Annotated in this window: 14 protein-coding genes; 3 read left to right on the top strand and 11 right to left on the bottom strand. The window is 42.8% G+C overall.

Annotated features, from left to right (window positions below; translation table 11 throughout):
- Positions 1-522: a GNAT family N-acetyltransferase gene (locus SPIRS_RS00645; RefSeq protein ID WP_013252748.1), complete on the top strand. Its 522-nt coding sequence runs from the start codon at positions 1-3 to the stop codon at positions 520-522.
- Positions 523-755: 233 nt separating this feature from the next.
- Entirely contained in the window at positions 756-1,703 is a 948-nt protein-coding gene (locus tag SPIRS_RS00640; protein ID WP_013252747.1) for a putative periplasmic lipoprotein, read from the top strand.
- Between the two features lie 541 nt (positions 1,704-2,244).
- On the opposite strand, the gene SPIRS_RS00635 is transcribed toward SPIRS_RS00640, so the two are convergent.
- The 11 genes from SPIRS_RS00635 to SPIRS_RS00585 form a co-directional block, all read right to left on the bottom strand.
- The gene (locus tag SPIRS_RS00635) at positions 2,245-3,060 is read right to left on the bottom strand and encodes an IS3 family transposase (protein ID WP_013252746.1); all 816 of its coding nucleotides are present in this window, start codon (positions 3,058-3,060) and stop codon (positions 2,245-2,247) included.
- Positions 3,061-3,088: 28 nt separating this feature from the next.
- On the bottom strand, positions 3,089-3,364 hold the full coding sequence (locus SPIRS_RS00630; protein WP_013252745.1) for a transposase: 276 nt from the start codon (positions 3,362-3,364) through the stop codon (positions 3,089-3,091).
- Positions 3,365-3,552: 188 nt separating this feature from the next.
- Positions 3,553-4,302, bottom strand: a complete 750-nt coding sequence (locus SPIRS_RS00625) for a GntR family transcriptional regulator (RefSeq protein ID WP_013252744.1) — start codon at positions 4,300-4,302, stop codon at positions 3,553-3,555.
- Between the two features lie 307 nt (positions 4,303-4,609).
- Positions 4,610-5,536, bottom strand: coding sequence for an ABC transporter permease (locus SPIRS_RS00620; RefSeq protein WP_013252743.1), 927 nt, complete (start codon positions 5,534-5,536; stop codon positions 4,610-4,612).
- The gene (locus tag SPIRS_RS00615; protein WP_013252742.1) at positions 5,526-6,641 is read right to left on the bottom strand and encodes an ABC transporter permease; all 1,116 of its coding nucleotides are present in this window, start codon (positions 6,639-6,641) and stop codon (positions 5,526-5,528) included. Before SPIRS_RS00615 ends, SPIRS_RS00620 begins: the two co-directional genes overlap by 11 nt.
- Positions 6,638-8,161 (bottom strand): ABC transporter ATP-binding protein, encoded by a 1,524-nt coding sequence (locus tag SPIRS_RS00610; protein ID WP_013252741.1) that lies wholly within the window; start codon positions 8,159-8,161, stop codon positions 6,638-6,640. The genes SPIRS_RS00615 and SPIRS_RS00610 overlap by 4 nt, the downstream gene beginning before the upstream one ends.
- Before the next feature lie 100 nt (positions 8,162-8,261).
- Positions 8,262-9,248 carry a BMP family protein gene (locus tag SPIRS_RS00605; RefSeq protein ID WP_013252740.1) on the bottom strand — a complete coding sequence of 329 codons (987 nt, stop codon included), beginning with the start codon at positions 9,246-9,248 and terminating at the stop codon, positions 8,262-8,264.
- Positions 9,235-9,444, bottom strand: coding sequence for a hypothetical protein (locus tag SPIRS_RS00600; protein WP_013252739.1), 210 nt, complete (start codon positions 9,442-9,444; stop codon positions 9,235-9,237). The genes SPIRS_RS00605 and SPIRS_RS00600 overlap by 14 nt, the downstream gene beginning before the upstream one ends.
- Positions 9,425-10,603, bottom strand: a complete 1,179-nt coding sequence (locus tag SPIRS_RS00595; protein ID WP_013252738.1) for a M20/M25/M40 family metallo-hydrolase — start codon at positions 10,601-10,603, stop codon at positions 9,425-9,427. Before SPIRS_RS00595 ends, SPIRS_RS00600 begins: the two co-directional genes overlap by 20 nt.
- 30 nt (positions 10,604-10,633) lie before the next feature.
- A complete protein-coding gene (gene hydA / locus SPIRS_RS00590; protein WP_013252737.1) occupies positions 10,634-12,037 on the bottom strand; it encodes a dihydropyrimidinase in 1,404 nt (467 codons plus the stop codon).
- A gap of 209 nt (positions 12,038-12,246) precedes the next feature.
- Positions 12,247-12,990, bottom strand: coding sequence for an aspartate/glutamate racemase family protein (locus SPIRS_RS00585; RefSeq protein ID WP_013252736.1), 744 nt, complete (start codon positions 12,988-12,990; stop codon positions 12,247-12,249).
- 387 nt (positions 12,991-13,377) lie between these two features.
- On the opposite strand from SPIRS_RS00585, the gene SPIRS_RS00580 reads away from it, so the two are divergent.
- Positions 13,378-14,592: a YgeY family selenium metabolism-linked hydrolase gene (locus tag SPIRS_RS00580; protein WP_013252735.1), complete on the top strand. Its 1,215-nt coding sequence runs from the start codon at positions 13,378-13,380 to the stop codon at positions 14,590-14,592.
- Positions 14,593-14,595 lie beyond the last annotated feature (3 nt).

Here is a 14,595-nt window from a genome sequence, read left to right as displayed (position 1 = left end):
ATGAAATTAATTGATTGCGGCAGGAGCTTTGCTTCCTCGATCTTGGATATTTACAATGAAGCGATTATCCACTCGACAGCCTTGTACGATTACAAACCAAGAACAATCGAATCGATGGGAACCTGGTTCGACGACAAAGAGAAAAAGGGATTTCCGATAATAGGTCTTGTTGATGATAAGAATCGGCTGATCGGTTTCGGAACCTATGGGAATTTCAGGGCCAGACCCGCCTACCATTACACGGTGGAGCATTCGATCTACATTCAGAAAGAATACCGGGGATGCGGATATGGAGAGCTTTTGCTCCGCGAAATTATCGCTAAGGCAGCAGAACAGGATTATCATTGCCTTATAGCTGGAATCGATTCAGAAAACGCAGCCTCGATTCATCTCCACAAAAAGCTGGGCTTTTCTTTATGCGGAGAACTTAAACAAGTAGGTTACAAATTTGGAAGATGGCTTAACCTGGTCTTCTATCAACTGATACTTCCGACCCCACAGGAGCCCCAAAGAGAAATTTGATGTGGTGAATGATAGTAAGCGGGATAGAAAGTCGTGGAATTGAGCCATATAGCTCTCGGCAACCATATCCATACTTTTTCATCATGGAAGCTTGTCATCACCGATATCAGTATCTGTCGGCAACAAAAAAGATACGACATACATAATTGGTAAGGAAAAAGCAAATTTTACCTTGACAAGAAAGGCAAATCTTTCTAAAAAATCATTTTTACAAAGTAAATCAAGGAGACAACATGAAAAAGCTTCTCACTGCATTAGTGCTCAGCATGATTTTATTTGGCTGCAGCACATCCATTCCTGTCCAGATGACCGTCCCTCCCAATCTAAATTATGGTGGTGCCCGTACCATCGGAGTCATCCCCTTTACCACATCTTCTGAAGATGCCTCGGAAGCAACAAAGGACTTACGGTATTATTTTTCCTGGTACAATAGCAGAGCATTACATGATGATTTGAAGTTGGCCTCTGCCCTGACAAGTAAGGTTGAGTCGGTTTTAGCTTCTTCCGATTACTTTACGGTTATCTCAACAGAACAACTGCAGCAGCAGGCAGCAAATGGCACCATTACAGCAGAGGCTGTCGTGACAGGAAAGATTGCTTCGGTACTGGATGATTACAATAAAGAATATAATGAGAGAACCGATGCCGACGGCAATACTACCAAAGTACCGGAATACACACGAGAAGCCCAAATAACAGTTGTTTTCAAAATTCTTTCGGCGTCCGACCTCACCGTCCTCGATACCATTGAGTACACGGTAACTGCAAAGGATACCGCTAATAAATACGAAGCCCTCAAATCAAAGGAAGCTGTACGATTCCAGGCCATCGATCGAATCGTGAATAAAGTAACATATGATCTCATTCCCAAGACCTATACCGAATATCGAACAATGGCGAAGCTTGAAAATGATAAGGACCCCCGTGTAGAGAGGATTAATGACCTCATCAAAGGAGATTTTTACCAAGAAGCCTATGATCTGTATATGGAGATCTACAGTGAAACCTCGGATTTTGCTGCCTTGTACAACGCAATACTGTTAACCGAAGTGATGGGCGATTACGATAAGGCTCTTGATGATATGACTCAGTTGGCTAAAACTTCGGGAGACAAAAGAGCAATTGCCCAGATGAATCGGATGAAAAAGCAGAAGGCCGATAGAGAGGCCCTTGGAGAATAAATCAGCTCCCGAAAAAGAGCATGGCTTATTATAGAGGAGAGGGGAACAAAGAGTAAAAACTTCGGCAGAACTAGCATGACACAAGGCATACTGGTTCTGCCTACGTAGATGAAGTAGATTTCGCTGCAAAGCGTTTATGTACCATGAGTTTTCCTCAAGTTCATTCAACAGAGGATCGGCCAATTCCATGATATCAAAATATTTCTCGCCAATAACTCTTGCTGAAATGCTTCTTTGAACAAGGGGTACAAACGTAACAAAGATATGGTATAAATAAAAGTATGTGATTAAAAGAGCTAAAAGAAGCCGGATGGGATGTAAACGACCGGACTCAGGTTGTACTGGAATATGATATACCCGTACCACTTAGTGATGGAGTTGCTGAACCCGGAACAAAGTATGAGGGGCACCAATTCAACGATTGTGTTATTGGGAAAAGACGGCAAGCCTGTAGCCGTTATTGAGGCAAAGAAGACCTCAAAAGATGCGGAGTATAGTGGACCCCTTCGTCAAGACAGCATTTAGAAAATCTTAATGAGATTTATGCTGCCACTCCAAATACTTCATCCGGCGTGGAAATACCATGCTTGGTATGCGGACGCCTGCTGTTATACTTTTCAATGAGCGCTTTTATACCGTCTTTTGCCTCCCTAACTGATTCATATTCCTTGAGGTACACTTCTCCATATTTCAGGGTTCGCCAGAACCTTTCTATTGCAATATTGTCCAATGCTCTTCCTTTGCCATCCATGCTGAATGTAGCCCCGGAACCCAAGACTAATTTTCTGTATTCTTTTGAGGTAAATTGGCTCCCCTGATCGGAGTTCAAGATTTCCGGATTACCATATTGAGTTATCGCCATTCGATATGCAGAGATACAGAACTCTTGATCCATAGTGGTAGAGATTTCATGACTGAGGATTTTCCGGCTATACCAGTCAATGATCGCGACCAGATAGACAAAACCATGAGCAAGCCGGATATAGGTAATATCTGTAGCCCACACTTGGTTTGGTCGGCTGATACTCAGCTTTCTCAAGAGGTACGGATAGACTTTATGCTCTGACCCTATACCGGGTTTTGAAAGGTTTCTTCCAGGAAAAATCGCCATAATTCCCATGTCGCGCATCAATCGCTGCACTCTTTTCCTGTTGATTTTCCTTCCTTCTCGACGCAGGCTGTTGCGTATTTGGCGACTACCAAAGTCGGGATTATCGGTATATAGTTCATCAATCCTTTTCATGAGTTCTATGTTCTCGCCTTTAACAGGCATGCTCTTGTAATAGAGGGAGCTGCGATTCAGAGACACCAGCTTGCACTGCCGTGATATCGATAGCTTTTCATCAGGTGATATCATTTCTCTTTTCTCCAGGACTCCACAAGTTTCAAGTTTTTTTTAACCACTCGATCTCGTATTGCTGCTGGCCAATTTTCTTGAAAAGATCTTCCTGTGTTTCTTCCAGAATCTTCTTGGAATCATCTGCCTTTGTATTAAAAACAGTTGCTCCCTTTTCAAGAAATTGCTTCTTCCAGTTGCTGATCTGGTTGGGATGAACCTGATACTGCGCTGCGATTTCAGAAATTTGCCGTTCGCCTTTGATTGCTTCTATTACAATCTGGAACTTTTGTTCACTGGTAAATTTTCTTCTTCTCTTGGACACTTCATGCTCCGTGTTTCATGGTACAACAAACTTAATCTGTTGTCCAAAATCACGGGTCCATTATAGAGGTCGGTAGGGAACAGGCTCTTGATGCCTTTAAGGAGTTCCTGCCGGATGAACCGCGCTGGCCGAAAGAATCATAGACCGATAGCCCCTGCAGTTTTCAGATTTACTCAAAGCAGGTAATGCTAAATCCTTTTCCGAAGTAGAGTATGCTCAAGAATTCCTGAACGATGAAATTCATACGAGTAAAGAATCGGTTGCTGCTCAATATTATAACTAATCTCTTGTAACTTTAAAGCTGGTTCAGTATTTTCAATATTAAAAATTGAAATCATTTTTTTGGAAAGAAGAATCGGTTTGATGTTCGCTATCTCATGATGGATCCGCATATTACAATAATGTTCCATGAACTCGAAAATCGGCCTTTTAAAATCATTCTCCGAACTTATCTTTTTACAAAGAAACACCTTAGGGAAATAGTTTTCGCAGTATATTACCGGAATACCATCCGCTGTTATCACTCTTTTTAAACATATGAGAAGGTCACCCGGTTCAATATTGAATCGCTCTGCCAATTCGGGAGTAGCGGCCAATTCACAATACTCCAGAAATCTCGTTTCAGGAGTATTATTAGATTCCCGGACCAAATTATAAAACTCATCCACATGATCTACATCAAGACGTTCTTTTATATAAAGAACGTTGTAATTTATAAGGGTGCCTATTCCCCTACGCCGAATAATGTATCCTTCAGTTTCCAGCAACCGGTAAACATCACGAATTACAGTTCTACTAACACTGAGTTTATCTGCAATTTCTGCCTCGGACGGAAGACGCCCTGTCTTATCAAACTCTCCATCTTTCATCATTTTGAAGAGTATTTTTTTCACCTTTACTGATAGCAATTCATCGCTAACTTTTGGGTATTTAATCATAACACCTTCTTATCCTTTCCCTGTCAAATCTTACTATATTTAGACGACTTATGCGATATATTCGACTCCAGAAATAGTGTTTTAGTACGATTTCTGTTTCAACGCCGGACATTTCTTTCGGCATAGCCATCTTAATTCAACCATAACCAAAGGTAGTGGTATTTCAAGTTATACAAACCAAAACATCTCAGTATGAGCCTGACTATAAGCGGACAGAAGGCAGACTTGTGCCTGCCTTCTGTCCGCTTATACTGCTGTAATTAGATATTTTGACGATTCGCCTCTCTTACTACTGATAGGAAATAAATCAAATATCCTCCGGATCATAGGACGCGCCCCATGTTTTGGGAGGTCTGGTCCGTCCGACCAAACCAGCCAGAGCAGCAATAGTAATAAGATACGGAAGCATCTGTAAAAATTGGTATGGTATAGCCGAACCTATGGTCTGCATCCTCAGCTGTGCCGCATCGGCAGCCCCGAAGACGAGACATGCCAGAGCTGTTTTCAGAGGGTCCCATCCCCCCACGACAACAGCAGCAAGAACAACAAATCCACGCCCGGCCGTCATACCTCCTGAAGCAAAATACCCTACATCACCAAGAGTTAAGGCACATCCTCCGAGAGCAGCAAAAATACCACTTAGTATAACTGCCTGGTATTTATACTTGTTTACATTTAATCCTGCAGTGGCAGCCGCATGGGGATTATCACCTACGGCACGTATATTCAAGCCCCAGTTAGTCCGATAGAGAATCCGAGACGAAATGAAAGGCAGAATAAAGGCAATCCATGTAATAAGCGATTGCCTGAATAACAAAGGACCAAGTACAGGAATATCGAAAAAACTTTCAGGAAATAAGGTCGGAAAAGTTGCAACCCTTACAGATCTGGTTTCCGAAAGCATGGCAAATAAAAGATTAGTTCCGCCTAAGGCCGCCAGATTGAACATAAGCCCAGTAACAACATGATTGGCTCTTCTATCCACAGTAAAAAAAGCAAATGCCATACCGAACAAGGTGCCGAGAAGAATTGTCCCAAGTACTGCTATAAGAACACTTCCGGTAAAAAAACTCACTGCAATTCCTGTGAGAGCTCCAAAGAGCATAATTCCCTCAATTCCCATATTTATAATTCCTGAACGTTCGGCGTATACTTCACCAATTGATACCAATATCAATGGGCCTCCCCATCGCAAAGTTGCCTGCAGCCAGCTGATAATCACTTCACTGTTCACCTTTTTGTACCTCTTCATCTTCAATTTCTTTATCTTCCCGCTTCAGGCGTTTTCTTTTATGATATCCCAATGCAATCACGAAGAGTACACACAGAGCTTCAATGACAATAGTCATCGGTTTTCCTACTCCGGTCACAATAGACATTGTAGCACCGCCTGCTTTTAAGGCTGAAAAGAAAAATGCACTGCCAATGACTCCCAGAGGATTTCCGGCAGACAGGAGGGCGACAGCTACCGCTTCATACCCCACTCCCGACACAAAGTCCATATACAAACGTGTTTTAAGTCCTAAAACTTCAAATGCACCGGCAACGCCACCCATAACTGCCCCTATCAACATAACAAGCATAATCTGACGCTTCTCATTTAGACCGGCATAGCGGGATGCTTCGGGGTTTACGCCCAGCATACGTGTTCTAAAACCAAATGGTGTGTAACGGATTACTAAAAAGCAAATAATACATGCAATAATTCCAAAGATGAAACCTGGATGCAAACTGGTCCCTTTCATTAAAAAGGGTATTTTTGCTGAAGGTTTAATCATTAAGGACATGGGGAAAAAGGAGTCCGGTTCCGCCATGAAAACGGGAGGGTGCACCAGCCAGCTGGTAAATGCAATGGCCACGTAATTCATCATTATTGTTGTAACGACTTCGTTTAATCCCTTATAGGCACGCAGGAATGCGGGAAGTAATCCCCAAACAGCTGCAAATACCATGGCTGCGATGACGGAAAGCAGAATATGAATAAAGGGATGAACAGATAATGGTGCGATCCCGACTACTGCAGCACCGATTGCACCAGCATACATATATCCTTCTGCACCAATATTCCATATACCCGCCTTGATACCGATTGCTACACCCACGCCGGCAAGAAGCAGGGGGGAAGCACGTACCAGCACGTTCGCAAATGCCTGAGGACTCCCAAAAGCCCCCTGCACCATCGCCCAATATGCCACAAAAGGATTAACTCCCGAAATAGCAATTAATAGTGCTCCAGCCAGCAAACCTAAAAAGATGCCGAGGAGAGGGCGTGCGCTTGATAAGACAACTTCTCCAATACCCGGTAAATTCAATATTCCAGGTCGTTTAATTTTAGTCATTTGTCTAACTCCAAAGTTTCTCCTAACATCATCCTGCCGATCGTTGAAACATCCGTTCCTTCACCAGCTACATCTCCCATCAACTCACCTCGAAACATCACTATAATACGATCGCTAAGCGACATAACCTCCTGAAGTTCCGTAGAAATGAATAATACTGCAGCACCGCGATTACGTTCATTAAGCAGCACATTATGAACATTTTCCACCGCACCAAGGTCTAAACCTCTGGTTGCCTGAGATGCAATTACCAAAACCGGTTCGTTGTTAATTTCCCTTGCGAAAATGACTTTCTGCTGATTCCCTCCCGAGAGATTCCCTACGAGGTCGTCGCCGGATCGTGTCCGTATGTCATATTTCTGAATCATATTCTGTGCATGTTCTTTAATTGAATTTAAGCGAAGAATACCATTTTTCAAGTATGGAGGGTTATCTACTTCCTTAAAGATAAGATTTTCCGCCACTGTCATATCAAGACAAAGACCGGTTTTCTGTCTGTCTTCAGGTATATATCCGACAAATGAAGTATCAGCTATGATCCGATCAATGAGGCGGTCCTGGATTTGAACCGAACCACTCGTATACTTACGCATTCCTACAATACATTCAGCCAATTCCCGCTGACCATTACCGTCAACTCCGGCAACGCCGACAATTTCACCAGCACGGACTGTCAGGTTAAAGTTTTTTAAGGCAGGTAGACCACGGTCATCATCAGCATTTACATTCTCCATTACGAGAACAGGACTATCCTTCGTCACGACAGGTCTGGGTTTCCTTGTAATTGTCACGGGACGACCAACCATCATACGAGTCAGTTCTTCCTGACTTGCATCCTTTGTCTCAACCGTACCAACTACACGACCATCCCGAATGACTGTGATACGATCAGTGACCTCCAGAACTTCATCCAATTTATGGCTGATGAAGATTACCGAGCGGCCCTCTGCTGTTATTTTACGTATCGCCTTGAAAAGCTGCTTTCCTTCAGAAGGAGTTAAAACAGAACTCGGTTCGTCGAGTACCAGCAAATTGATATCTCTATATAATGCTTTCAGGATTTCTAGCCACTGCTGCTTACCCACCGGCATTTTCCACACTTCCACAGAGGGATCTACATGAAGTTCATAATCCTCACATAGAGTCTCCAGACGCTTACGGGCAGACTCTATATCCAGGGTTATCCTTTTGGAAGGCATGCCGAGTATCACATTTTCTAATGCGGACAGAGCTTCCACCAACATGAAATGTTGATGAACCATTCCGACTCCCAAGTCAATTGCTTTAGAAGGAGAATCAATGGTTACTTGTTTTCCATCAAGAAATATCTGACCTTCATCCGGCTGGTGAAGTCCATATAGAATATTCATTAAGGTTGTTTTGCCTGCGCCATTCTCTCCAAGAATTCCAAGAACCTCACCCCTACGACAATCGAGATTTATTCTATCATTGGCTATCACTCCAGGAAAAAATTTAGAAATTCCTTCCATGCGCAATGCAAACGCACCGTCTTGTGCCATAAATACATCCTTATTCTCTTATCAAGTGCTGAATATCTTTCAATCGATTGGTTATGAGCGGCTGATTATTTTACCACCCATAACCTAATTGTTTTAAAAATTATGGTAAGATATCAATATTTCCAGCTTTTAAACCGGCTATTGCATCTTCTACGGCCGTCTTACCTTCATCCGAAAGTAAATCGTTTAATACGGGTGTAATACCATTTTCCTTAATACCAAGGATATGGGTACCTCCGTCCGTTATCTCTCCGGTAGCTTCCTGATATCCAAGCTCATTCCAGTTATATACAACACTGCCGACAACAACCTCGGGAGCAACTTTAGCCATATCCAATACGCTACCGACAACCAAAACATCGTCGGAATCCTGTGCTGCACTCAATACGCCAACATACGCGGCATCAAGAACAGGCAAGAGGACATCTACACCATCAGCTATCAGAGCCAATGAGGCTTCACGGGCCTTATTGACATCAGACCATGATCCTGTTGCAACAGACTTTACTTCAACATCCTTACCGCTTGCGGCAACACCTTTCTGAAAACTTTCCCACATCTGTCTATGCGGAGTATACCACTCGCCAAGTATCATTGCTACTTTATTGTTCTTGGTCATTTGACCGGCCATTATACCTGCAATATATCCGGCATGGCTGTAACTGACAGTTACAGCTGTCAGATTGGGAACTCCTCCCGTATCTGTTGCAACACTGAAAACGAACTCCTGATCAGGATATTCTTTGGCAACTGTCTGGAGGGCTTCACCAAACTGACCACCCTGACCGATAATGATGTCATACCCCTGCTGTGCGAATTGTCGGATAACTTCAATCTGCTCATCCTGTTTTACTTCTTCCACAAATGCAGTTTCAATATCCAAATCTTCTGCGGCTCTCATCATACCTTCATAGGTAAACTGATTGAAAGCTTCATCTGTTTTCAATCCGGGCAAGACCATTGCGACCTTGAGCTTTGATTCCGCTGATTTAGTACCGGCGTCCTTATCATCTGAAGAGCCTTGACACCCTCCAAAGACGAGGACCGATAAAAGCACCAAAACGACTGCCAGTTTAAGATTCTTCATTCCTCATTTCCCCCTTTTCATTAAAATATAAAAACCTATAGCTTTTAATTTTCAAAAATACTTTCTCTTCATCATAAGGGCATACGACCTCCTTTTGGGTTACATCTGTCATGTCTATTTTTGTTTTCTCCTTAGTAGAACTCATCAGATCCTGTTCTCCAGTTGTGTGAGATATACTAATAAGTATACTTTCCATTCAGCTCCATTATATGATTAAAGATCTTCGTTGCCTTCCAGAGGTCCTGAATTCTTAGGTATTCATCAGGCTTGTGCGCAAGAGCCACATCCCCAGGACCAAATATAACTGTAGGTAATTTCTTCACTCCACAGCTCATCAGAGCATTGCTCCCATAATAAATCGGCTCGTATTCCACAGGTATTCCGCTTTTCTCAACAGCAGCTTCCATCTGTTTATATAAACCACTGTTTTTGTCTTCTCTCCATGCGGGAAGGAAGTCTTTACCGATCAGATGAGTACCTGTAAAATTAGGGATATCAATCGTTTCAAACTGAAAGTGAATCCGTTCTTCCCATTCTGAGCCCTTTTGAGAACTGACAAATTTATTTAATAGAGCCTGTTCGCTCTCTCCGGGTAGAATTCGACACTCCCAGAGTCCCCAGCAATAATAAGGCACACTGCCATATCCAGGAGTAGGCTCAGAACGTAACTCGACAAGTTCCCTGACTTCATCACCCAGAAAAGGATCAGAGTTTACAGGAATTTCTCTAATACGCCTGATTGCATCGTTTGCAATATATATGGCATTCTTTCCCAATTCAGGACTGCTGCTGTGTGCAACTTCTCCGGTTACGGTCATGCTTATTGAGCATCTACCCTTTTCCGTAAATCCAAGCCGCAGTTTGGTCGGTTCTCCAACAACAACCGCATCAACTTTATATTCGTCCAGAATTTTCTCAAGTGCCCGGCCGGGTATCAATTCTTCAGCTACACTGGCAGAAACAATGATTGTTCCAAGGAGTTTTTCTTTATCAAGATAAGAAGCTGCAAAGATCATTGCGGTTACAGATCCCTTCATATCAGCGGATCCTCTGCTGATAAGTTTGTCTCCAACAACCTCGCCACCATACGGATCGTGATGCCATTCATCCGGTTCATGAATCGGGACAACATCCACATGCCCATCAAACAGGATTGTCGGCCCCGGTTTTGAACCGTTGATAATACCGATAACACTTCCATAAGGATCAACCCGAACCTGATTGTAACCCAATTCGTTCATTTTCTTTTCTATTAATAAGGCACTTTTTTCTTCATCGCCAGAATTTCCCGGTTCACATACCAGCTGCCTGGCAAATGCAAGGACCTCTTTTTGCTGACTACTATTGAGTTTCATATTTTATCTTTTAAACTCCTTTAAAGCCTATTAATAAATATATGAACTATCAAGTTTCCGAATCACTCTTTGACCATGCTTCGATGTACCGATCAATTCATAATCACGGAGAACGAATTCACCACGAGATAATACGGTTTTGGGTTTTCCAAATACATCCCGACCTTCAAAAGGACAAAAGTCGGTATTCATATGGAGATTTTCAGCAGACATTGTCCATTCGACATCAGGATCAAAAAGAACGACATCCGCATCTGATCCAGGAGCCAAACTACCCTTTTTAGGAGATAATCCGAATAATCGTGATGGATTTCCTGCTGTTAAAGATACAAGGCGAGGCCAGGAGATACGCCCCTTTCTTACACCTTCTGTATAAAGCATTGTCAATCTGGGTTCAACACCGGGCATTCCGCTTGGAACCTTATTAAATCTACCCTCAGCCAGTCTTGTCTGGTCCGCAACAGGTAATCCGGCATCATCCGTGGAAACAACTTCAATAGGACCGACACGTGCTGCAGTCCATAATGTATCTATGTCTCGTTCGGTTCTAAGCGGCGGGCTGCAAATAAAAAGGTACCCATTCTCTTTTTTCAGTTCATCTTCCGTAAGCACCAGATAATGAGTACAAGTTTCCGAATGAAGAGGCGCTCCCTGTGAACGGGCCTCGTGAATAATCCCGGCACTTTCTGAAGTGGATGTATGAACGATATAAACAGGCGCCCTCTCCACTTTCATGAGATCTATAATTCTCTGAATTGAAATATTCTCTGCTAATCGGGGCCGGGTCAACGCGTGATAAATCCACTCAGTATTTCCCTTTTCTATTTCGGATTTCAAACGGTATTCAATAATTGAGTCATTCTCACAATGAACCATAAGCATACCGCCGTTTTCTGCAGTTGCTTTCAGTATTTTCAACATTCCATCATCATCTACCATTCTGTTAGCATGACGATAGGTAGTAAAACATTTATAGGTTGGCACTCCTCTATTCACTAATTCAGGGATCTCAGAAAGTGTCTGTTCCGAAGCATCAAGCAGGATGCCATGAATACTCCAATCGATATATGCCTGTCCGAGTGCTTTCTTCTCCTGATCCTCTAAATTCTTCAGAACCGATCCGCCCTTCGACTGAGTAGAGAAGCTTATAACCGTTGTTACACCACCATATGCAGCAGCTTTTGTTCCGGTAAGAAAATCATGATCAGTCCGGGACCCCATAAACGGAGAATCAAAGTGAACATGCGGATCAATCAAACCCGGCAATACCAGCAATCCATCCGCATCTACTATTTCATCGAAAGATTCTGAATCGAATTGACCTTTATCACCATGGGCAACGATACGCTCGCCTTCAATACTTATATCATAGGGCGCTATCTCACTTTCACTGACAACCGTCCCACCTCGAATAAGAATTTTTTTTGCAGCCATTTTATACATACCCCCTGTTAGCTTTATACGTAGTAAAACCCTATAAAGCTTTCTTCTAAACGGGTTTAGATATAAAAATCCAGTCAGCTTTTCTCAAGCAATTGACTATCCACACCTTTGTCAGAAAATCTGCCATCTTCTACAATAAGATACATTTTCTGGATACCTTTGCATCACACAAGTCATGGAGCATCTTTATCAACCCATTTCTAAAAATAACCAAAATATTTAGAGTCCCGACCCTCCGCTCCAATTATCCTTTTCGCGGGCACCGGTTCGTAAAGACCATGACGTGCAGTCGTGAGTTTCGATTCGATGATTGCCTTGAGGCTATGGAATCCAGCAGAAACAGGATCAATAACCGGAACCTTCATCTCTTTTTCAACTTCCTTCGCGATGCCAGTCATACCTGCACAACCGAGGATAAGAGTTTCCGCGCCTTGAATAATAGCTTTTCTGCTCACCTGTCGAATTTTTTCAATAACGGAAACTTTATCTTTCTCAAGATCCAGAACTGGCATATTCAAAGGAAAAACACCGGCCATACGCTGGCCAAGTCCATACTGATGAACCATATTTATCATCATTGGAACAGCTTTCTGCAGAGAAACTATAATTGCAAATTTGTAACCCAACAACAGCGACATTGACAGAGAAGCCTCAGCAATACCTACCACTGGACAGGACAAAGATTCCTTTAGTCCATACAATCCCGGATCACCAAAACAGGCTAAAAGCACACCATCATATATTTGCATGTCCATCTTTTTTAGCGTGTAGGCAACCCCAGAGGCCGCAAGATTGTACTCATAAAAAGATTCCAATGATTCTGGACCAATTTCAGCACTGATTACGTCAAAGGAAACATCTCCTTTATCTAACTCCTCCATTGTATGGTTTATTGACGATGTCATATGCACACTGGTGTTTGGATTTACAATTAGACACCGCATCCTCCTCTTTTTCCTCCTTTGGTTGATGGTTTTATACTTTCAACGTCAGACATCCCCATAGAGTCTCTACTAAGTACTTCCATTAGGTTTTCGTATCTATCAAACATTGAAATCTAAGTCTTAATAGTAATAAGTAATACTTATTACTGTTGATAAATTTATTATCAGTGCGAAATTCTTATTTGTCAAGAAATTATTTTAGGTACATTTAGGTACTATTTATATGAATATCCAAAGTATAAAAACACTGAGTATTTTTTACTTGACAGATTTAAAAACCTCACCAATTATAGTAATAAGTAATACTTATTACTATTGATAATTATTTGTCTCATCGATGGAATAACTAATAGCAAGATAAAGCACTACTAAACAAGGAAGGATGAAATGAAACAGGAAATTTTAAGGAAAGCGGAAGAGTACCGCGACTACGTCGCTCAGACCCTTTCGGAAATGGTTAAAATCCCCTCATATAGTGGAAAGGAAGAGGCTATCTGTAAAAGGATAAAAGAGATTTGTGAAGATGCCGGATTTGATGAAGTCAGGACAGATAAACTAGGTTCTGTGATAGCCCGGATTGGAAACGGCCCAAAATCAATCGCTTTCGACGCCCATATTGATACAGTAGAAATCGGTGATCCGGATCAGTGGGAAAAAGAACCTTTCTCCGGATTGATTGCCGATGGACTGGTACACGGAAGAGGCTCCTCGGACCAGAAAGGAGGAGCTGCCTCCATGATAACCGCCGGAAGAATCCTCAAAGATATAAACTACAATGGCCAGTTTACTATCTATTTCACCTTTACAGTCATGGAAGAAGATTGTGACGGCATGTGTTGGAAATATCTGATTGAAGAAGAGAAGCTGAAACCAGACTTCTATGTATCAACCGAACCGACCTCTACCCGAATCTACAGGGGCCACAGGGGACGCATGGAGATGATGGTACGGCTTAAAGGAATCTCGGCTCATGGTTCAGCTCCCGAAAGAGGCGAATCAGCTGCATACAAGGCCGCCAGGGCAGCCCTTGCAATGGAAAAGCTCAACAAGGATCTCCAGCCGGATGAAGACAACTTCCTGGGAAAGGGAACGATAGTTGTTTCACAGATAGATGTAAAGGGACCCAGTCAGTGTGCTGTTCCCGATCAAGCCATGCTTTATCTGGACCGCCGGCTTACCTGGGGTGAGGACGCAGATCTGGCCATTGGTCAGGTAAAGGAGTACATAGGGAAGGCATTGGACTGCCCTCCTGAGGAAATTGACGTTACAATGCCTGAATACACAAAGAGAGGATACAGGGACTATGATTATAGCCAGGAACTCTACTTTCCTACATGGAAAATGGATGCTGATCATCCTCTTGTTGAAAGCGGAGTAGACGCTTACAAAACACTCTGGGGAAAGGATCCGGTAGTGGACAAGTGGACATTTTCCACCAACGCAGTTGCGACAACCGGCAGGCACAAGATACCGGCAATAGGGTTCGGCCCGGGTGATGAAAGTCAGGCCCACGCTCCAAACGAAATCAACAGAATCGAAGATCTTGTTATCTGTGCAGCTTTCTACGCGATGCTGCCATACAGCCTGGAAAAAAGGATATAATAA

Source organism: Sediminispirochaeta smaragdinae DSM 11293 (assembly GCF_000143985.1).
Classification (GTDB): Bacteria; Spirochaetota; Spirochaetia; order DSM-16054; family Sediminispirochaetaceae; genus Sediminispirochaeta; species Sediminispirochaeta smaragdinae.
This window is presented reverse-complemented; position numbering and strand designations above follow the sequence as displayed.